The sequence below is a fragment of the Saccharopolyspora sp. NPDC045839 genome, assembly GCF_056431645.1.
The window spans coordinates 26,978-46,213 of sequence record NZ_JBWKKH010000048.1; the positions used below are offsets into that span (position 1 = coordinate 26,978).

Sequence of the window (19,236 nt, forward strand, 5' to 3'; positions counted from 1 at the left end):
GATCACAGGGGCGGGTGCGAGGTCTCCGCACCGAACCTACGGTCCCGTAACCTCGAGGTGTGACTAGCGCCCTCACCGCTCGCCGCCCGACGGCATTCGTCAAGCCGCGGATGCGCGGCTGGATCCACTTCTGGTCGCTGGTGGTGTCCGTCGCCGCCGGTGCCACGTTGATCGCCCTCGCCGCTTCGACCGTGTCGGCCGCCGCCGCGGTGGGCACCTCTATCTACGTCGCGACCGTGCTGGGGCTGTTCGGCGTCAGCGCCCTCTACCACCGCAAGACCTGGAAGACGATCGGCGCGCGCACCTGGATGCGGCGACTCGACCACTCGATGATCTTCCTGTTCATCGCGGGCACGTACACCCCGTTCGCGATGGTGGCCATGCAGCCCACGACGGGCGCGGTGGTGCTCTCCGTCGTCTGGGGCGGGGCGCTGGGCGGCGTGATCTTGAAGCTCGCCTGGCCCAACGCGCCGCGCTGGGTCGGCGTGCCGGTCTACATCGCGCTCGGCTGGGTCGCCGTGTTCGTGTTCCCCGACCTGCTGCAGAACGCCGGGGTGGCGGCGCTGGTGCTGCTGATCGCCGGCGGGCTGATGTACACGGCGGGCGCGATCTTCTACGCGACCCGGCGGCCCGACCCGTGGCCGAAGACCTTCGGCTACCACGAGTTCTTCCACTCGGCGGTGTCGCTGGCGGCGATCTGCCACCACATCGCGATCTGGCTCGCGCTCTACGCCTGACGCGCGTTCCGCCAGGTCAGGGCCCGTGAGCATTTTGTGCCGCTATGGCAGCACGAAGTGCGCACGGGCCCTTTCGCTTGCTCAGCCGCCCTCGGGGCCTCGGTTGCGCAGCTCGTCGACCTTGGACAGGGCCTCGCGCAGTTCGCCGAGCCAGTCCTCGGTGTGCCTGCCGACCAGCCGCACCGCCCAGGCCAGCGCCTCGGACCGGGACCGGGCGACCCCGGCGTCCACCAGCGTGTCCAGCACCATGCGCTCGGGCTGGTGCAGCCTCGTCATCACCGGCACGGACAGCGTGGTGAACAGTTCCTCGGTGCCGCCGAGGCTGGCGCCCCAGGCGACCTTGCGCCCGTAGCGGTGCTCCGCCTGGCGGGCGATTTCGATCCGCTCTTCGCGGGTCTCTTCGCGGAACCGGGCGATCCGCCCGCTCTCCGCTGCGGCGCGCTCGGCGTCGTCGGCGAACTCGCCGTCCACCGGCGGCAGTTCGCCGACCACCAGGATCTCCTCGCGGTCGACGGTGACCGCCGGGCCGCCGGCGAACCAACCCTCGGGCAGCCGCCCGGTGAACCAGGCCGTGGCGTCGGCGGCGGTCGGCGGCTCGCTGCGCCGGCCACCGCCCGCCCACGGCGGCCCGCCCCTGCCTCGGCCGCGAGCCGTTCGTCCGAATCTCGAATGCATGACTCCCACCTCCCGATTACATGATTACACGCTTACATCGCAGGTGGGTAGGGTTGTCGTTCGGCTCGCGGCGAAACCGGGGGCGTCCTCTTGGGGGTAGGCGTGTGCGCAAAGCAGGCCGGGAGGGCGGCTTGCAGCACCCGGAGCGGCCGGAGTGGAGTGAACGGCCCGTTCGCCTCATCTATCGCGACGAACAGGCCGTTCACTCCCGGATAGCAGCGCTCGCCAGCCCTGGGCGGATGAAGTGAACGGCCCGTTCGCCTCGTGCATCGCGACGAACAGGCCGTTCACTTCACATCGGCCAGGGGCCGCCGCATACGCGAGTCGGGGTCCTGAGCGCGCAGAGGGTCAGCGGGCGAGGGAATCGACGAGCTCTTCGGTCGTGGTCACCGGGCGGTCGCACACGTAGCCCCGGCACACGTACGCCGCCGCGGCTCCGCCGACCAGCGGCCGCTCCGCCAGCAGCGGCACCCGGGTCGCCTCCGGCTCCCCCGCCAGCGCCACGGCTCCGCCTGGGGCGTGCCGCCGCGCCGCGGCGATCAGCGCCGCGCGGTCGGCGTCGTCGGCTTCGCCGACCACCGCGACCTGCAGCGGGCCGTGCGCGCGGGCCTCGGCGACGCTGAGCCAGTGACCCGCGAAGCGGGGAACGCGCTGCGCGAGGAGCCCGGCGCGGCCGAGCGCCTGCTCCGCCGCCGAGCGGTAGCGCCCGGCTGCGTCCGGGCCGGCGAGCGCGGCAGCGGCGAGCAGGGCCGAGGCGATCGCCGAGGCCCCGGAGGGGCTGGCGTTGTCGGTGGGATCGGAGGGGCGCCGGACGAGGGACTCGGCGTCGGCCGCCGTGTCGTGGAACATGCCCGGGTGGTCGGCGTCGGCGAACTGCTGCAGGGCCGTGTCCAACAGTCCGCACGCCGCATCGAGCCATCGCGGCTCGGCGGTCGCCTGGTGCAGCGCGAGGAGCCCGTCGGCGAAGCAGCCGTAGTCCTCCAGCACCCCCGCGGCCGTTCCGACCACTCCGTCGCGGGACGTGCGCCGCAACCTGCCGTCGACGAGGTGCCGCTCCAGCAGCAGATCCGCCGCCTGCGCCGCCGCCTCGACCCAGCTCGGCTCGTCGAGCACCGCCGCGGCCTCGGCGAGCGCCGTGATCGCCATGCCGTTCCAGGCGGTGACGACCTTGTCGTCCTTGCCCGGCTGCGGGCGCCGGTCGCGGGCTTCGCGGAGGCTGTCGCGCACCCGGCGCCAGCGGGCATGGTCGTCCGGGTCCCGCTTGAGCTGCAGCGTCGATGCGCCGTTCTCGAAGGTTCCCGTCTCGGTCACCTCGAACAGCTCCGCCGCCCAGTCCCCGTCCACCGGCCCGAGCACCTCGCGCAGCTGGTCGGGCGTCCACACGTAGGTGAGCCCTTCGACGCCTTCGGTATCGGCGTCCAGCGATGCCGCGAAGCCGCCTTCCGGCGTTCGCAGGTCGTGCAGCAGGAACTCGGCCGTCTCGCGGGCCACCCGCTCGCCGAGCGGGCTGCCGATCCTGGCGAGGTGCGCGTACACGCGGAGCAGCAAGGCGTTGTCGTACAACATCTTCTCGAAGTGCGGCACCACCCACGCGGCGTCGACGCTGTAGCGCGCGAAGCCGCCCGCCAGCTGGTCGTAGATGCCGCCGCGGGCCATCGCCGAACAGGTCGCTTCGGCCAGTTCCAGCGCGGCGTTCTCGCCGCCCGGCACGCCGACCCGCTCGTGGTGGCGCAGCAGGAACTCCAGCACCATCGACGGCGGGAACTTCGGCGCGCCGCCGAACCCGCCGTGGGCCGCGTCGAATTCAGCGTGCAGCCGGGAGACCGAACCGGCCAGCACCTCCTCGTCCAAAATGGACTCCGGCAGCGGGGCGCGCTGCGCGGCCAGCTGCTCCACCACCCGGGCGGCGGCCTTCCGGACCTCTTCGCCGCGGCCTTCCCAGGCCTGCGCCACGGCGTGCAGCAGCTGACCGAACGACGGCATGCCGCCCATGGGCGCCGTCGGGTAGTAGGTGCCGCAGTGGAAGGGCTCGCCTTCCGAGGTGAGGAAGCAGGTCATCGGCCAGCCGCCCTGCCCGGTCATCGCCTGGGTGGCCTCCATGTAGACCGCGTCGATGTCCGGCCGTTCCTCGCGGTCCACCTTGATGTTCACGAAGTGCTCGTTCATCACCCGCGCGATCTCCGGGTCCTCGAACGACTCGTGCGCCATCACGTGGCACCAGTGGCAGGCGGCGTAGCCGACGGACAGCAGCACCGGCACGTCCCGCCGCCGCGCCTCGGCGAACGCCTCGGGCGACCAGGGCCACCAGTCGACCGGGTTGTCGGCGTGCTGGAGCAAGTAGGGGCTGGTCGCGTTCGCAAGCCGGTTCGCCATGCGCCCAGCCTCCCACTTCGCCGAACCGGGCGCACCCAGCCCGCCCCTCCTGGCACCCCGGCTGCGCGCTCCGATTTATCACACAACGTGTTACAACCGACGGCATCTCTGCTAATAATGACGGCCACTCGCGGATCTTGAGGAGCGGCGGATGACGACCATGCGCCTCGGCGCTGTGCGAACACGCGACGAGACCACGGTGGATGCCGCCGCCCGCCCGCAGGAGTAGCGATGGGGAACGTGCGGCCATCGGACGCCGGGCCGCGCCGTGCTCGATGACGTGCCGCAGCACGTCCTGCCTGCGCTGCTCGGCAACTGCGCCGCGACACTTCGTCGTCACCGACGACGCCACGCCCGAGCACGAACTCGCCACGGACCGGGCTCCCGGCACCGAGGTGCGGCTCGTGCCGTGACAGCAGAATCATCCGAGGAAACGATGCGAGCGAGGAATTCCACTGTGGACAACCTGGGAGCGGCCCGATGAACCTGGTCGCCGGAATCGACTCCTCCACCCAGTCCACCAAGGTCGTGGTCTGCGACGCCGACACCGGAACCGTGCTCCGGGAGGGCCGCGCACCGCACCCGGACGGCACGGTCGCCGACCCGGAGGACTGGTGGCGGGCGCTGACCGCGGCTTCCGACGGCCTCCTCGACGACGTCGCGGCCATCGGCATCGCGGCTCAGCAGCACGGCATGGTGGCGCTGGACGAGCAGGGCGTGCCGGTGCGGCCCGCGCTGCTGTGGAACGACAACCGCTCCGCGCAGGCCGCGATCGACCTGACCGAGGAGCTCGGCGGGCCGCAGGCGTGCGCGGAGGCGATCGGCTCGGTGCCGGTCGCCAGCTTCACCGCCAGCAAGCTGCGATGGCTGGCCGAGCACGAACCGCACCTGGCCGACCGGGTGACCGACGTGCTGCTGCCGCACGACTGGCTGACCTGGCGGCTGACCGGCGAGTTCGTCACCGATCGCGGCGACGCCTCCGGCACCGGCTACTGGTCGCCCCGCGAAGGCCGGTACCGGGAGGACGTGCTGGCCACCGCGTTCGGCGGCCGGACGCCCCGAACGCCGCGGGTGCTCGGCCCGGCGGAAGCGGCCGGGCACACCCGGGACGGCAAGCTGGTGTCGGCCGGAACGGGCGACAACATGGGCGCCGCGCTGGGCCTGGACGTCCGGCCCGGCGACGTCGTGGTGTCGCTGGGCACGAGCGGCACGGTGTTCGCCCGGGCGGATCGGCCGAGCGCGGACCCGAGCGGCCAGATCGCCGGATTCGCCGACGCGACGGGCGGTTTCCTGCCGCTGGTGTGCACCCTCAACGCGGCCCGGGTGCTCACCGCGACGGCGGCGATGCTCGGTGTCGAGATGGCCGAGTTCGACGAGCTGGCGGGCCGGGCCGAGCCCGGTGCGGGCGGCCTTGCGCTGCTGCCGTACCTGGACGGCGAGCGCACGCCGTTCCTCCCGGACGCCGCCGGAACCCTCACCGGGCTCCGGCGGGACAACATGACGCCGGAGAACCTCGCGCAGGCCGCGGTGGAGGGAATGCTGTGCGGGCTCGCGGCCGGCGTCGACGCGCTGCGCGCGGAGGGCGTCGAGGTGGGCCGGGTGCTGCTCATCGGCGGCGCGGCCCAGTCGCGGGCGGTGCAGGTGGCGGCGCCGCTGATCTTCGGCGTTCCGGTGACGGTGCCCGCGCCGGCGGAGTACGTCGCCCGAGGCGCGGCCCGCCAGGCGGCATGGGCGCTGGCGGGAACGCCGAATCCGCCCGAGTGGCTGCTACCAGGAGCTGCGGAACTGGACGTCACCGACCCGGAAGCGGGAGCCCGCATCCGAGACCAGCACACCGGCGCATTCACCCAGGTCCACGGCGCCTGACCGGGCATGCTCGTGAGTGGTGAAGCCGGTTCTTACCGGAATCGCCACTCACGACGCCATGGCGAAGCCGCTCGTCCGGCCGAGGGCGGCCGCCCGATCGGATACGGTGCCGTTGCGCAGGTGATCGATCAGGGGGAGTTTCCTTTGCAGCCAGGGCATCCGCCGTTCCAGCCGCACCGGCCCATGGCGCCGCCGCCGCACCCTGGCATGCCGCCCGGCTCTCCCCCCGGTCGGTCTCCCATGCCGCCGCCTCCGCCGCCCGCTCCTCCGCGACCGGTCGCGCCGCCGGCCCCGAACGCCGAAGCGACGCAGGTGCTTCGCACCCAGGCGAAGCCGGAGGAGCCGATCAACCTGTTCGACCTCGTCGGATTCGGCGACCCGGCACAGGCCAGGCTCGACGAGGCCTGGCAGCCGCGCGGCGCCGAGGAGCGGTTCCGGGTCGCCATCGGCGTTGACGACCACGGCAGGCCGGTGCACCTGGACTTCAAGGAAACCGGCAGCGGCGTCGGCATCTTCGGCTCCGCCGGGTCCGGGAAGTCCGAGCTGTTGCGCACGATCCTGTACGGGCTGGCCGCGACGCACTCCTCCGCTGCGGTCAACTTCGCCTGCATCAGCCGCGAGCACGACGACCAGGTCTGGCGCTCGCTCTACCCGATCCCGCACACCGCGCTCGCCGAACCGATGCGCTCGAACGACCTCACCGGCCGGCGGTTCGACGAGGCGCTGACCGGCCTGCTCGCCTGGCAGGTCGAGCAGTTCAACCGGTGGGAGGTCAAGAACTTCGCTGACTACCAACGCCTCCAGCCGGAGGCCGATGCCGAGCCGGTGCCGATGCTGCTGGTCGCGATCGACGACCTGCCGGGCGTCCTGCGCGACCGGCCCGGATTCGCCGCGACCATCGACCGGCTGGTCCGCTACCGGCATTCCGGGATCAAGCTGGTGTACACCGCGACCTCGACCGAGCAGATCCCGGAGCTCGCGAGCGCAACCGCGACCCGGATCGCACTGCGGACCAGCGAAGCTGACGCGGTCAGACTCATCGGCCGGGCCCGCGACCTGCTGGATGCCCCGGGTCACGGGTACTTGGCTCGCCTGCGCCAGGAGCCGATCCGCTTCCGCGCCGCCTACACCGACCTGCCGCACGGGACTCCTCAAGGCGACTACTTCCAGACCATCCCCCAGATCTTCGCCGAGCGGGTCCGGGGGCAGGGCCCGCCGGCCCGCCAACTCGTCCTGCCGCCGCCGGGCGAACAACCGGCCGGAATCGACCTGCCGCTGGGGGTCACCGAGGAACGGGGATTCAACGCCGAGCCGGAAACTCCGCTGAGCGTGCCCATCGGCGTGCTCGACAACCCGTTCCACCACCGGCACGAGCCGCTGCTGCTGGACCTCGCCGGCTCGGATGGCAACGTCGCGATCGTCGGCCGCCCGCGCAGCGGGAAGTCGACCGCCGTGCGTACGACCCTGCTGACCTTGGCGCTCACCCACACCCCGGCCGAAGTCCGCTTCCACTGCCTGGACTTCGGCGGCGGCGGGCTGGCCTCGCTGCGCGACCTGCCGCACACCAGGGTGGTGACCGCCAGCCACGACTCGGACTTCGTGGCGCTCGCCGTCGAGGAACTCGAAACGCTGCTCGGCGAGCGGGAGAAGTCCTTCGCGCAGCACGGCATCGACTCGGCCGACGAGTTCCGCCGACGCCGCCGCGAAGAGCCGCTCGGCGAAGCCGCGACCGACCACTTCCTCGTCGTCGACGGCTGGCCCGAAGTGCACCAGCACCCCGGTCTCGCCGATCGGATCCTGCGCCTCGCCCGGCGCGGCCTGTCCTACGCCATCCACGTGGTCGTCACCGCCAACCGCTGGGACGACCTGCCCCGCGAGCTGCGCGACCTCGCGGGCGGCCGCATCGAGCTGCGGCTGGCGGACCCGCGGGACTCGCTGATCTCCGCCGAGCACGCCGACTCCGTCCCACCGGACAAGCCCGGCAGCGGACTCCACAGTGGACTCCGATGCGCGATCAACGTCCCGGTGCTGGGCGACGAACTGCCGGACCACGCCGACGAGCCCCTGCCAGACGACCTCGCCGCGAAGACCCGCGAGGTCGTCCAGCTCATCAGCAAGTCCTGGCCCGGCGACCGACCTGCCCAACTGCGCCGCCCACCGGAGCTCGTCGGCTACGACGAACTCCCCGAGGCCGAGCCGGACGCCATCCCCATCGGCATCGACGGCCACGGCAACCCGGTCATCCTGACGCTGAACGGAGACCGCCACCGCCACGTGCTGATCGCGGGTGGCCACGAATCCGGCAAGAGCACCGTGATCCGCAACGTGCTGCGCGGGATCGCGGCGTACCCGGCGAAGGAAGCGATGGCGCTGGTGATCGACTACCGGCGCGAGCACCACCACGCCCTGCTGCCCGACAGCCACACCTTGTCCTACGTCCGGGCGGCGGGCCAGGCGAGGAGCGACCTGAAGGACTTCACCGCAGCGCTGCGCAAACGACTTCCGGATGCGGGCGGCGAACCCAAGTCGTGGGTCGGGCCGAAGGCGTTCCTCGTGGTGGACGACTTCGACCTGGTGCGCCGCGAGGAGGGCTTGAACGCGCTTTGCGGCCTGGACGAGTTGCTGCCGCACGCCGAGAAGATCGGTCTCCACGTGGTCCTCGCCTACAACGCGGACCTCGAACGAGGCCGGGACCAGATCGTCTCAGAGCTCAGCTACGAGGCGTACCGGTTGATCCTGAGGGACGCGCCCGGGATCACGTGGGGCGCCGGCGGCCTCGGCGAGCGCCCGCGCGACGCAGGTGAGGCACGCCTGGACCGGAGGATCGGAACCGACACCAGCCTCCGCGTGGCCTGGATCCCGCATCCGCTGGAAACCTGACCCCCAAAGCGAGCGGGGCCATCCGGCACTCCGGATGGCCCCGCTCCTGCTTCGCCTCGCTAGGAGGCTTCGCCCTTGCCCGGCTTCGCCTCGCTCTGCTCGGCTTCGGGTTCTTCCGCCGGCTCCGCTTCGGCGCGCTTCACCCTCGCCGGGGCCGCCGCCGCTGCTTTCTGCTCGTCGAAGACGACCGGCACCTTCTTCAGGTGCTTGGTCATCGAGCGGATCAGGAACACCACCGCGATGGCGAACACCACCAGCAGCACCAGCCCCACCGGAGAGGACTTGCCGAAGTCCTCGCCCTGGCCGCCCGGGTCCGGCGTCACGGGGACGGGCGTCTGCGCGAGCACGTAGGTGACCGCTTCCGTGGCACTCATGCGCACACCTTCTCCTGCACACCGGAGAACAGGTCGTCCTCCGGCAACGTGGTGTCGACCAGCGAGCGCACCAGTTCGTAGTCCTCGGTCGGCCACAGCTCGCGCTGGATGTCGAGCGGGACCGCGAACCAGCGGCTGGTCGGGTCGATCTGGGTCGCGTGGGCGCGCAGCGCGTCGTCGCGCTGCTCGAAGTACTCCCCGCACTCGACCCGCGTGGTGACCCGCTCGTCCGGATCGGGGCGGGTCGAGTCCCACTTCGCCAGCCACTCGCCGTACGGGGACTCCATGCCCCCGGCCAGCAGCGCCTCGTGGAACAGCTGCATGCGCTTGCGGGAGAAGCCGTGCGAGTAGTACAGCTTCAGCGGCTGCCACGGCTCGCCCGCGTCCTGGTACAGGTCGGGGTCACCGGCCGCGTCGAAGGCCGCCACCGAGATCTCGTGGCACCGGATGTGATCCGGGTGCGGGTAGCCGCCGTTCTCGTCGTAGGTGATCACGACGTGCGGGCGGAACTCCCGCACCACCTTGACCAGCTCGCGGGTCGAGACCTCCATCGGCACGGTCGCGAAGACGCCGTCCGGCAGCGGAGGCAGCGGGTCGCCCTCCGGCAGCCCGGAGTCGACGAAGCCGAGCCACCGGTGCTGCACGCCGAGGATCTTGGCCGCCTCGGCCATCTCCGCGCGGCGGACCTCCGTCAGGTTCTCGACGACCTCCGGCCGGTCCATGGCCGGGTTGAGGATGCTGCCCGCTTCACCGCCGGTGCAGGTGACAACCATCACTTCGTGCCCATCGGCCACGTAACGCGCGGTCGTCGCGGCACCCTTGCTGGACTCGTCATCCGGGTGCGCGTGCACCGTCATCAGCCGCAGCTTGTCCGCCATCGCCGGGTAATCCCCTCCTGCTTTGCAAGCATCTCTCATGAACACGGCCCCGCCGACAGGCCGCGGGACACCCCAGGGATACTTAACGTGGATGTCGGGTCCCATTGTTCCCGGTGGGTCCGACTTGCTCGGCGCCAGCCCCCGCATCACCCGTCCGCGGGCGGCGGCGAAGCCCGAAGTCGAAAGGCCGTCCAGCCCCGGTGACGAACCAGCAGATCCCGCAGGACCGGTACGGATCGCGTGCTCGCACGCGCCCGCGCCCGGCCCTCCGCTGGGCGCTGATCTCGGTTGTGCTGGTCGCCCTGGTGGGCGTGGCGATCGTGGGCTACCGCAACCTCGGCAGCGCGCCGATCGAGGGCAAGCAGATCGCCTTCGAAGCGATCGACGACCACTCCGTGCGCATCGTGCTCGAAGTGCAGCGCGACGAGCCGCAGCGGCCCGCCGACTGCGTGGTGCGCGCCCGCGCCAAGTCCGGCGTGGAAGTCGGTCGCAAAGAAGTTCTGATCCAACCCGCGGACGGCACCATCAGGCAGGAGACTGTGCTGCGGACCTCCGCCCTAGCCGGCACTGGGGAGGTGTACGGCTGCACTTACAACGTTCCTGAATATTTGTCCACCCACCTACGGCCAACTGGGTGAACACCGGCGTACCACGCCGGGTGCAGGGAAAATCCCGACCCGGGGTGTGGTGCTTCGTGCTATTGTCGACTTCAGCACGGTCCCGCGCGGGCCGTGTTTTTCCGTTACTTGGCCAATGGCCGAGAAATCAAAGGCGCGGAAATGCAATTCGCCCGTGGGAAAACGCGGGCCGCAGTCGACGAGGAGTGGTGACCGTGAGCGAGACCCAGGTGACCTGGCTGACCCAGGATGCTTACGACCGGCTCAAGGGAGAGCTGGACGAGCTCGTGGCCAACCGCCCGGCGATCGCCGCGAAGATCAACGAGGCCCGCGAGGAAGGCGACCTGCGGGAGAACGGCGGCTACCACGCGGCCCGCGAGGAGCAGGGGCAGATCGAGGCCCGCATTCGCCAGCTGCAGGAACTGCTGCGCACCGCCAAGGTCGGCGACGTGCCCACCGAGTCCGGCATCGCCCGGCCCGGCTCGGTGCTGACGGTCCGCTACGACGGCGAGGACGAGACCGAGAAGTTCCTGCTGGCCACCCGCGAGGAGGGCGCGCACGGCGAGCTGGAGGTCTACTCCCCGAACTCGCCGCTGGGCCGCGCGCTGCTGGACGCCAAGGAGGGCGAGACCCGGGAGTACGAGCTCCCCAACGGCGGCACCATGTCGGTGACCCTGGTCAAGGCCGAGCCCTTCGCCGGCTGAAGGATCTGTCTGACGCACTCATCTTGCGTGGCGGTGCGGGTGGCGGCCCCCCTGCGGGAATTACGGCCGCCGCCTGGGCTGTGGGAGCCCCGACTTACGTATGACCAATACGCGGCATCGGGGCTGTCCTCGCCCAGTAGCCCAGAAGGGCGGGCACCGTCTGAGAACCCGCGGCGGTGCAAGCTGCGAGGGTGGGCTAAGCGGCTTCGCCGCTTCAACGAAAGAACGTGTTCAAGGACTGACACCGAGACCGCGGGCGTCCCCGATCCAGGGGGCGCCCGCGGTTTTTCGCCCGCCGGGCGTCAGTCTTCCGGCCGGTCGTCCTCGGCGGCCAGCCGCTCCAGCAGCGGGCGGACGCGCGGCGCGACCGGCGTGGACAGGGCGATCGAGGTCGAGGTGCGCCGCACCCCGGCCACCCCGACGATCTCGTCGATGACCCGCTGCAGGTCGGCGTTGGAGCGCGCGACCATCCGCACGAACAGGTCCCCCTGCCCCGTCGTCGCGTGCACCTCGCACACCTCGTCGATCGCCCCCAGCTGATCCGCCACCAGGCCCCGGTGCCCCTGGGCGATCTCCAGGACCGCGAAGGCCGTCAGGCCGTAGCCCATCGCCGCCAGGTCGAGCTCCGGCGGGAAGCCCAGCAGGACGCCGCGATGCACCAGCCGATCCATCCGCGCCTGCACGGTGCCGCGCGCCACGCCGAGCCGCCGCGAGCACTCCAGCACCCCGAGGCGGGGTTCGTCGGACAGCAACAACAGCAGCCTGGCGTCCAACGCGTCCAGGCCCTCGGCATTGGGAGCCATGTCACACCCCTTGTTCAGGTTGACCAATCCAGCCAGCGGTTCGGCTTGAATACTGAACAGGTTGCGCAGCGAAATCAACGAGTGTTGCTCAGGATGACCTGCCCGGCGCACGCTGAGCCTCGTCACCGCTTCGGCGAACAACGGGAGGACATCGTGACCGGCACCGTCAACCACGGCAGCCAGACCGAGCAGCTCGACGACGTCACGTTCGACCAGATGAAGCGCCTCGTCGGCCTCGTCGAACACGACGATTCGAAGGACCCGTTCCCGGTCAAGGCGCTCGACGCAGTGGTGTTCGTCGTCGGCAACGCCACCCAGAGCGCGCTGTTCTACCAGGTCGCGTTCGGCATGGAGCTGATCGCCTACTCCGGTCCCGAGCACGGCAACCGCGACCACAAGGCCTACGTGCTGAAGTCCGGGTCGGCCCGCTTCGTGCTGAAGGGCGCGGTGGACCCGGACAGCCCGCTCGCCGACCACCACCGCCGGCACGGCGACGGCGTGGTGGACCTGGCGATGGAGGTGCTCGACGTCGACAGGTGCGTGGAGCACGCCCGCGCCCAGGGCGCCACGGTGCTCGAAGAGCCGCACGACGTGTCCGACGAGCACGGCACGATCCGGACGGCGGCCATCGCCACCTACGGCGAGACGCGGCACACGCTGCTCGACCGCAGCCGCTACACCGGCCCCTACCTGCCCGGATACGTCGTTCAGCAGGGCAGCTACGTCAAGCCCGCCGGCGCACCCAAGCGGCTGTTCCAGGCCGTGGACCACTGCGTCGGCAACGTCGAGCTCGGCCAGATGGACAGCTGGGTCGAGTTCTACAACCGGGTCATGGGCTTCGTGAACATGGCCGAGTTCGTCGGCGACGACATCGCCACCGACTACTCGGCGCTGATGAGCAAGGTGGTGGCCAACGGCAACCACCGGGTCAAGTTCCCGCTCAACGAGCCGGCCGTCGGCAAGCGCAAGTCGCAGATCGACGAGTACCTGGAGTTCTACCGGGGCTCCGGCTGCCAGCACATCGCGCTGGCCACCGGCGACATCATCAAGACCGTCACCGCGATGCGGGCCGCCGGCGTGGAGTTCCTGAACACCCCGGACGCCTACTACGACGACCCGGAGCTTCGGGCGCGGATCGGCCAGGTGCGGGTGCCGATCGAGACGCTGAAGGAGCACGGCATCCTGGTCGACCGCGACGAGGACGGCTACCTGCTGCAGATCTTCACGAAGCCGATCGGCGACCGGCCGACGGTGTTCTACGAGCTGATCGAAAGGCACGGTTCGCTGGGCTTCGGGAAGGGCAACTTCAAGGCGCTCTTCGAAGCGATCGAGCGCGAACAGGAACGCCGCGGCAACCTCTGACCCTCCCGGACGCTTCGATGTTTTCGCTGGTCACGGGGCCGTGAGTCTTTTGGGTTGCTATCGCGACCCAAAAGACTCACGGCCTGCGGACCTGCCGGAACGCCGCTCCGGAGGCCGGCCGGGCCAACCCACCGCACCCACGGCCCGGCGTCAGCCTTCGGCGGCGACGGTGAAGCCCGCGGCCCCGAGCTCCTCGACCACGTAGTGGCGGTGCTCGGGACCGCGGGTTTCCAGGGATATCTCCACGTCCACCTCGCCCAGCGCAAGGGCGCCGGAGATCCGGGAGTGCTCGATGTCGAGGACGTTCGCCGACAGCTCGCCCAGCTTCGCCAGCAGGCCGGCCAGCGAGCCGGGCCGATCCGGCAGCCGCACCCGCAGCGACAGGTAGCGGCCCGCCGAACCCATGCCGTGCTGGATCAGCTGGAGCAGCAGCAGCGGGTCGATGTTGCCGCCGGAGAGCACCGCCACGGTCGGCGAGCGGACCTGCTCGGGGTGCTCCAGCAGCGCCGCGACCGCGGCGACCCCGGCGGGCTCGGCCACCAGCTTCGCCCGCTCCAGGCACAGCAGCAAGGCCCTGGACAGGGCCTCCTCGCTGACCGTCAGCACCCCGTCGACCAGCTCCGCGACGTGCGCGAACGTCACCGGGCCGGGCTCGCCGACCGCGATGCCGTCGGCCATCGTCTGGGCTTCGGCCAGCCGCACCGGTTTGCCCGCCGCCAGCGAAACCGGCCACGCCGCGGCCTGCTCGGCCTGCACCGCGAGCACCCTGACGTGCGGGTGCTCCGCCTTCACCGCCGCGGCGATGCCCGCCACCAGCCCGCCGCCCCCGGTGGGCACCACGATGCTGCGGACCTCCGGCAACTGCTCCAGGATCTCCAGCCCGACGGTGCCCTGACCGGCGACGATGTCGGGGTGGTCGTAGGGGTGGATGAACTCCGCCCCGGTCTGCTGCGCGTGCTCCCGCGCCGCGGCGAGCGTCTCCTCCAGTCCCGCGCCGTGCAGCCGGACGTCGGCACCGTAGGACTTGGTGGCCGCGAGCTTCGGCAGGGGCACGCGCACCGGCATGAACACCGTGGCGTGGATGCCGAGCAACGATGCCGCGAGCGCAACGCCCTGCGCGTGGTTCCCGGCGCTCGCCGCGACGACCCCGGCGGCCCGGTGCGCCTCGTCCAACGCCAGCAGCCGCACGTAGGCGCCGCGGAGCTTGAACGAGCCGGTGCGCTGGAGGTTTTCGCACTTCAGGAAGACTTCGCCGCCGCAGTGCTCGCCGAGCACACGGGAATGCGCCAGCGGCGTGCGCCGCGCGATCCCGGCGAGCTGCTCGCCGGCGCCGCGGATTCGGTCCAGATCGACCAGCCGCATGGGCCAATCGTGCCACCGCGAATCGCAGGCGACCCGGGTAACACGTTCGGTACCCTCGGAGAAGCGGCCGGTCACCCGCAACCGGACGGCACCGCGACGAAGGCTGGTGGGGGCGAGCCGTCGCGGCGGGGATTCGAACGATCAGCGATCATCGGCGTACACCTGCCAGGTGTCGCGAGGTCCGCTGCCCGACGTCGGTGCCGGGGCTGCACACGGGAGGAAGCATGGCGCGGCTGATGCCAACGAATGGCGCGTTCCCGCTGGTCACCGGATTCGTCACGGCCGCTGCCCTGTCCGGCGCGGCGGTGTTCGCGGTGCTCCAGTCCGGCTGCGACGAACCGGGCTCCTACCGATCGCGCGACGGCGTGGTGGAGCTGATCGGCGGCTGCCTGCAGCCGGACGACCTCCCGGTCAATCCCCGCCAGCCGGCCGACACCCGCCCGCTCGGCAGCGGCGACCCGGCCCTCGAACGCTGACCTCGGCTGCCGGGACCGCAGACGGCGGTTCTCGGCGGTTCATCCGGCACTCCGTCCCGGAACGTGGAGAGCGGCGATTTCGCGCGAAATCGCCGCTCTCCACGCGTGCCTGGTGTCGATTTCGCGCGAAATCGACCGGCCCGCCCGGTCAGCCGAGGGCCGTGAGGAGGTCCTCGACCAGGTCGTCGGCCTCTTCGATGCCGACCGACAGCCGCACCAGGTCGGACGGGACCTGCAGCATCGAACCGGCCGTGCTCGCGTGCGTCATCCGGCCCGGGTGCTCGATCAGCGACTCCACGCCGCCCAGCGACTCGGCCAGGGTGAACAGCCGGGTGCGCGAGCAGACCTCCAGCGCCGCCTCCTCGCCGTCGGCGTGCAGGAAGGAGATCATCCCGCCGAAGTGGCGCATCTGCTTCGCCGCCACCTCGTGGCCGGGGTGCTCCGGCAGGCCCGGGTAGAGCACCTTCGCGACCTTCGGGTGGCCGGTCAGCGCGGCGACGATGCGCTCGGCGTTGGCGCTGTGCCGCTCCATCCGCACCGCGAGGGTCTTGATGCCGCGCAGCGTCAGGAACACGTCGAACGGCCCGGGCACCGCGCCCGCCCCGTTCTGCAGGAACGCGACCTGCTCGGCGAGCTCGTCGTCGGAGGTGATCACCGCGCCGCCGACCACGTCGGAGTGCCCACCCAGGTACTTGGTGGTCGAGTGCACCACGACGTTCGCGCCGAGCTCCAGCGGCTGCTGCAGGTACGGCGAGGCGAAGGTGTTGTCCACGACCAGCTTCGTGCCGGCGTCGCGGGAAACCTGCGCCAGGGCGGCGATGTCGCCGATGTTGAGCAGCGGGTTGGTGGGCGTCTCGACCCAGATCACCTTGGTGTTCGGCCGGATCGCCGCCCGCACCGCGTCCACATCGGACACCGGGGCGGGCGTGTACTCGACGCCCCAGGCGGTGAGCACCTTGTCCACCAGCCGGAACGTGCCGCCGTAGGCGTCGTCCGGGATGACCAGGTGGTCGCCCGGCTTCAGGGTGGCGCGCAGCACCGCGTCGGTGGCCGCCATGCCCGAGGCGAACGCGCGCCCGTGCCGGCCACCCTCCAGCGCGGCCAGACATTCCTCCAGCGCGGTGCGGGTCGGATTGCCGGTGCGGGAGTACTCGTAGCCGCCGCGCATGCCGCCCACGCCGTCCTGCGCGTAGGTCGACGTGGCGTGGATCGGCACGATCACCGAACCGGTCGTCGGGTCTGCCTCCTGGCCCGCGTGAATCGCGCGGGTGGCGAAGCCGTCACTCATGTGGAGCAGCGTACGACCCGGCGGCCGATCCGCCGACTCGGGTCCGCGATGCGAAACGGCCCCCGACCGGGCAGGTCGGGGGCCGCTTCCGTGGATCAGCGCGTCACCACTGCGGGGGCTGCGGCGGCTGCTGCCCGCCGGCGGGCGGGAAGCCGCCGGGCTGCTGGCCCGGCTGGCCGAACTGCTGCGGCTGGCCCGGCTGGCCGAAGCCACCCGGCTGACCGGGCTGGCCCGGCTGGCCGAAGCCGCCGGCGGCGGCCGGAGCCGGCACACCGGAACCGGCGGCGGCGATGTACTGCCGGGTGCCCGGCAGGAACGCCAGCACACCGATCGCCGCGGCGAACAGGACGGCCACGATGGTGCTGACGATGGAGATGCCGGTGACGAAGCCGGTGAAGAGGGTCACCAGCTGGCAGATGGCGTACAGACCCGAAGCGGCGACGACCAGGATCGGGCCGATGTTCTTCTTGAGGATGACCATGATCCCGCCGGCCAGCAGCACGAGGCTGGCGATCAGGATCCCGATGTACAGCGTCATCATCAGGCCGTACGGCGGGAGGCTGATCTCGGGGACCTCGATGCCATATTCCTCGTACTGCTGGAGGTCAGCGGTGCTCTGCTCCAGGTACGCGTACGCCGCGCCGAGGCCGAGCAGGCCGATCAGGTTGAAGATCAGGCCGAGGCCACCGATGGCGGTCGCGACCCAGCCTGCGGTCAGCGCGAGACCCTTGCTGCCCTGGCCCTTGGCCGCGGGCTGGCCGTAGCCGGCCTGCGGCGGCTGGGCGCCGAAGCCGCCCTGGGCCTGCGGGGCCGGGAAGCCGCCGCTGGGCGTGCCCTGCGGCTGCGAGGGGAAGCCGCCCGGCTGGCTCTGGGTGCCCGGCTGCTGGTACATCGGCTGCGGCGGCTGCATCGACGGCGGCACCATCGCGGTCGTCGCCTCGGCGCCCTGGCCGGCGAGGCCGGGCTGCTGGTACATCGGCTGCGGCGGCTGCATCGACGGCGGCACGACCTGGGTCGAGTCGGACGGTGGCTGCTGCTGGCCCTGCGGCTGGACAGGCCTCACGACCTGCGTCGCGTCGCTGCCGGCCTGGTTGGGGTCCTGCGGGTCCATCCGGTTCGAGATGGGGTCCGAACCCTGCTGACCGCCGTCCGGCGGCTGCGGAGAGCTCATCGGGTTGTCCTACTTCCTCGGGGCGTAATGCGAAGTCTGGGGCATGCGATCACACACGCTAGCTGATCGACCTGCAGCGTAGTGCCGTTCCGTAACAAGTCGTCATCGGCCGGCGATGAATCCAAGCACATCCTGGCGGGTCACCACGCCCGCGGGCTTGCCGTCGATCAACACCATGGCCCCGTCGGCACCCGCCAGCGCGGACATCGCCGCGCTGATCTCCTCGCCCGCGCCGATGGTCGGCAGCGGCGGCGACATGTGCAGTTCGACCCGGTCCGCGAGGTTCGCGCGGCCGGCGAACAGCGCGTCGAGCAGGTCCCGCTCGTTGACCGCGCCGACCACCTCGGCGGCCATGATCGGCGGCTCCGCGCTGACCACGGGCATCTGCGACACGCCGAACTCGCGGAGGATCGCGACGGCGTCGGCCACGGTTTCGCTCGGGTGCACGTGCACCAGGTCCGGGATGGTGCCGTCCTTGCGGCGCAGCACGTCGCCGACCGAACCGCCGCCGTGGTCCGGCGAGAGGAACCCGTAGGACGCCATCCAGGAGTCGTTGAAGACCTTGGTCAGGTAGCCGCGGCCGCCGTCGGGTAGCAGCACGACGATCACGTCGTCCGGGCCGGTCGTCTCGGCGAGCTCCAGCGCCGCCGCGACCGCCATCCCGCAGGAACCGCCGACCAGCAGCGCCTCCTCGCGGGCCAGCCGGCGGGTCATCTCGAACGAGTCGGCGTCGGAGACCGCGATGATCCGGTCGCAGACGTCCCGGTCGTAGGTGGTGGGCCAGAAGTCCTCGCCGACGCCTTCGACCAGGTAGGGCCGCCCGTTGCCGCCGGAGTAGACCGAGCCCTCCGGGTCGGCGCCGATGACCTGCACGCGGCCGTCGGAGACCTTCTTCAGGTACGAGCCGGTGCCGGAGATGGTGCCGCCGGTGCCGATGCCCGCCACGAAGTGCGTCACCTTGCCGCCGGTCTGCTCCCAGATCTCCGGGCCGGTGGAGTGCACGTGCGACTCCGGGTTGGCCGGGTTGGCGTACTGGTTCGGCTTCCAGGCGCCGTCGATCTCCCGGACCAGGCGGTCGGAGACGTTGTAATAGGAGTCCGGGTGCTCCGGCGGCACCGCCGTCGGGCACACCACGACCTCCGCTCCGTAGGCCTTGAGGACGTTGCGCTTGTCCTCGCTGACCTTGTCCGGGCAGACGAACACGCAGCGGTAGCCCTTGCGCTGGGCGACCATCGCCAGGCCCACGCCGGTGTTGCCGGAGGTGGGCTCCACGATCGTGCCGCCGGGGCGCAGTTCGCCGGATGCCTCGGCTGCTTCGATCATGCGCAGCGCGATGCGGTCCTTCACGCTGCCGCCGGGGTTCAGGTACTCGACCTTGGCCAGCACCGGGGTCTGCCCGCTGGCCACCGCGTTAAGCCGCACCAGGGGTGTGTTGCCCACTAGTTCGGTGACGTGCTCGACGTAGTCCACGTCCGGTCCTCGATCCTTCGTAACTGCTGCTCGCCGGGTGTGTGACGTCGAGCCTAATCGCCTGGTCACCGGCTAACTCAAGGGACCTGGAACGCGACACACCGGCAGGGAACGATTTCGGTCCGCGCCGCGTCTTGCCAGTGACGGGGAATTCGCCGCGCGGGCCCGCGGCGGTGTGGGTGACCATTTCCCACCCCCGT

17 protein-coding genes are annotated in these 19,236 nt (G+C 71.2%); 8 read left to right on the plus strand and 9 right to left on the minus strand.

The window, feature by feature from the left end:
• Positions 1 to 59 precede the first annotated feature (59 nt).
• Positions 60 to 737: a PAQR family membrane homeostasis protein TrhA gene (gene trhA, locus AC07EQ_RS39615; protein WP_478392944.1), complete on the plus strand. Its 678-nt coding sequence runs from the start codon at positions 60 to 62 to the stop codon at positions 735 to 737.
• An 81-nt stretch (positions 738 to 818) separates the two neighbouring features.
• Here the strand turns inward: trhA and AC07EQ_RS39620 are convergent, their stop codons facing one another.
• A complete protein-coding gene (locus AC07EQ_RS39620) occupies positions 819 to 1,412 on the minus strand; it encodes a hypothetical protein (RefSeq protein ID WP_478392945.1) in 594 nt (197 codons plus the stop codon).
• Between the two features lie 348 nt (positions 1,413 to 1,760).
• Complete coding sequence (locus AC07EQ_RS39625; RefSeq protein ID WP_478392946.1) at positions 1,761 to 3,785, minus strand: thioredoxin domain-containing protein; 2,025 nt, start codon at positions 3,783 to 3,785, stop codon at positions 1,761 to 1,763.
• Between the two features lie 275 nt (positions 3,786 to 4,060).
• Between AC07EQ_RS39625 and AC07EQ_RS39630 the strand changes: the two genes are divergently transcribed.
• The 3 genes from AC07EQ_RS39630 to eccCb all read left to right on the plus strand — a co-directional run bounded on the left by AC07EQ_RS39630 (position 4,061) and on the right by eccCb (position 8,531).
• Positions 4,061 to 4,198, plus strand: a complete 138-nt coding sequence (locus AC07EQ_RS39630) for a hypothetical protein (RefSeq protein WP_478392947.1) — start codon at positions 4,061 to 4,063, stop codon at positions 4,196 to 4,198.
• Positions 4,199 to 4,265: 67 nt separating this feature from the next.
• A complete protein-coding gene (gene xylB / locus AC07EQ_RS39635) occupies positions 4,266 to 5,651 on the plus strand; it encodes a xylulokinase (RefSeq protein WP_478392948.1) in 1,386 nt (461 codons plus the stop codon).
• A 312-nt stretch (positions 5,652 to 5,963) separates the two neighbouring features.
• Positions 5,964 to 8,531, plus strand: a complete 2,568-nt coding sequence (eccCb, locus tag AC07EQ_RS39640) for a type VII secretion protein EccCb (protein WP_478392949.1) — start codon at positions 5,964 to 5,966, stop codon at positions 8,529 to 8,531.
• Between the two features lie 59 nt (positions 8,532 to 8,590).
• Here eccCb and AC07EQ_RS39645 read toward each other — a convergent pair whose 3' ends face one another.
• Both AC07EQ_RS39645 and mca read right to left on the minus strand, forming a co-directional pair.
• Positions 8,591 to 8,905 (minus strand): hypothetical protein, encoded by a 315-nt coding sequence (locus AC07EQ_RS39645; RefSeq protein WP_478392950.1) that lies wholly within the window; start codon positions 8,903 to 8,905, stop codon positions 8,591 to 8,593.
• Positions 8,902 to 9,783: a mycothiol conjugate amidase Mca gene (gene mca / locus AC07EQ_RS39650; protein ID WP_478392951.1), complete on the minus strand. Its 882-nt coding sequence runs from the start codon at positions 9,781 to 9,783 to the stop codon at positions 8,902 to 8,904. Before mca ends, AC07EQ_RS39645 begins: the two co-directional genes overlap by 4 nt.
• A 200-nt stretch (positions 9,784 to 9,983) precedes the next feature.
• Here mca and AC07EQ_RS39655 point away from each other — a divergent pair, with 200 nt between their 5' ends.
• The gene (locus AC07EQ_RS39655) at positions 9,984 to 10,421 is read left to right on the plus strand and encodes a DUF4307 domain-containing protein (protein ID WP_478392952.1); all 438 of its coding nucleotides are present in this window, start codon (positions 9,984 to 9,986) and stop codon (positions 10,419 to 10,421) included.
• A gap of 194 nt (positions 10,422 to 10,615) precedes the next feature.
• Entirely contained in the window at positions 10,616 to 11,104 is a 489-nt protein-coding gene (greA, locus tag AC07EQ_RS39660; RefSeq protein ID WP_207954845.1) for a transcription elongation factor GreA, read from the plus strand.
• A 302-nt stretch (positions 11,105 to 11,406) separates the two neighbouring features.
• Here the strand turns inward: greA and AC07EQ_RS39665 are convergent, their stop codons facing one another.
• Complete coding sequence (locus AC07EQ_RS39665; protein ID WP_478392953.1) at positions 11,407 to 11,907, minus strand: Lrp/AsnC family transcriptional regulator; 501 nt, start codon at positions 11,905 to 11,907, stop codon at positions 11,407 to 11,409.
• 216 nt (positions 11,908 to 12,123) lie between these two features.
• Here AC07EQ_RS39665 and hppD point away from each other — a divergent pair, with 216 nt between their 5' ends.
• Positions 12,124 to 13,269 (plus strand): 4-hydroxyphenylpyruvate dioxygenase, encoded by a 1,146-nt coding sequence (hppD, locus tag AC07EQ_RS39670; RefSeq protein WP_478392972.1) that lies wholly within the window; start codon positions 12,124 to 12,126, stop codon positions 13,267 to 13,269.
• A 150-nt stretch (positions 13,270 to 13,419) separates the two neighbouring features.
• On the opposite strand, the gene ilvA is transcribed toward hppD, so the two are convergent.
• The gene (gene ilvA / locus AC07EQ_RS39675; protein WP_478392954.1) at positions 13,420 to 14,631 is read right to left on the minus strand and encodes a threonine ammonia-lyase; all 1,212 of its coding nucleotides are present in this window, start codon (positions 14,629 to 14,631) and stop codon (positions 13,420 to 13,422) included.
• 236 nt (positions 14,632 to 14,867) lie between these two features.
• On the opposite strand from ilvA, the gene AC07EQ_RS39680 reads away from it, so the two are divergent.
• Positions 14,868 to 15,107 carry a hypothetical protein gene (locus AC07EQ_RS39680; protein ID WP_478392955.1) on the plus strand — a complete coding sequence of 80 codons (240 nt, stop codon included), beginning with the start codon at positions 14,868 to 14,870 and terminating at the stop codon, positions 15,105 to 15,107.
• 148 nt (positions 15,108 to 15,255) lie between these two features.
• Here AC07EQ_RS39680 and AC07EQ_RS39685 read toward each other — a convergent pair whose 3' ends face one another.
• The 3 genes from AC07EQ_RS39685 to AC07EQ_RS39695 all read right to left on the minus strand — a co-directional run bounded on the left by AC07EQ_RS39685 (position 15,256) and on the right by AC07EQ_RS39695 (position 19,036).
• Positions 15,256 to 16,395, minus strand: a complete 1,140-nt coding sequence (locus AC07EQ_RS39685) for a cystathionine gamma-synthase (RefSeq protein ID WP_478392956.1) — start codon at positions 16,393 to 16,395, stop codon at positions 15,256 to 15,258.
• 103 nt (positions 16,396 to 16,498) lie between these two features.
• Positions 16,499 to 17,566 carry a hypothetical protein gene (locus tag AC07EQ_RS39690; RefSeq protein WP_478392957.1) on the minus strand — a complete coding sequence of 356 codons (1,068 nt, stop codon included), beginning with the start codon at positions 17,564 to 17,566 and terminating at the stop codon, positions 16,499 to 16,501.
• Positions 17,567 to 17,668: 102 nt separating this feature from the next.
• Positions 17,669 to 19,036, minus strand: coding sequence for a cystathionine beta-synthase (locus AC07EQ_RS39695; RefSeq protein WP_358575174.1), 1,368 nt, complete (start codon positions 19,034 to 19,036; stop codon positions 17,669 to 17,671).
• Positions 19,037 to 19,236 lie beyond the last annotated feature (200 nt).

Excerpts from the sequence above, each read along its gene's own strand:
- AC07EQ_RS39620 (WP_478392945.1), bottom strand. The coding sequence starts at position 1,412 with ATGCATTCGAGATTCGGACGAACGGCTCGCGGCCGAGGCAGGGGCGGG.
- AC07EQ_RS39625 (WP_478392946.1), bottom strand. The coding sequence starts at position 3,785 with ATGGCGAACCGGCTTGCGAACGCGACCAGCCCCTACTTGCTCCAGCAC.
- AC07EQ_RS39630 (WP_478392947.1), top strand. The coding sequence starts at position 4,061 with ATGACGTGCCGCAGCACGTCCTGCCTGCGCTGCTCGGCAACTGCGCCG.
- xylB (WP_478392948.1), top strand. The coding sequence starts at position 4,266 with ATGAACCTGGTCGCCGGAATCGACTCCTCCACCCAGTCCACCAAGGTC.
- AC07EQ_RS39645 (WP_478392950.1), bottom strand. The coding sequence starts at position 8,905 with ATGAGTGCCACGGAAGCGGTCACCTACGTGCTCGCGCAGACGCCCGTC.
- mca (WP_478392951.1), bottom strand. The coding sequence starts at position 9,783 with ATGGCGGACAAGCTGCGGCTGATGACGGTGCACGCGCACCCGGATGAC.
- AC07EQ_RS39665 (WP_478392953.1), bottom strand. The coding sequence starts at position 11,907 with ATGGCTCCCAATGCCGAGGGCCTGGACGCGTTGGACGCCAGGCTGCTG.
- hppD (WP_478392972.1), top strand. The coding sequence starts at position 12,124 with ATGAAGCGCCTCGTCGGCCTCGTCGAACACGACGATTCGAAGGACCCG.
- ilvA (WP_478392954.1), bottom strand. The coding sequence starts at position 14,631 with ATGCGGCTGGTCGATCTGGACCGAATCCGCGGCGCCGGCGAGCAGCTC.
- AC07EQ_RS39680 (WP_478392955.1), top strand. The coding sequence starts at position 14,868 with ATGCCAACGAATGGCGCGTTCCCGCTGGTCACCGGATTCGTCACGGCC.
- AC07EQ_RS39685 (WP_478392956.1), bottom strand. The coding sequence starts at position 16,395 with ATGAGTGACGGCTTCGCCACCCGCGCGATTCACGCGGGCCAGGAGGCA.
- AC07EQ_RS39690 (WP_478392957.1), bottom strand. The coding sequence starts at position 17,566 with ATGAGCTCTCCGCAGCCGCCGGACGGCGGTCAGCAGGGTTCGGACCCC.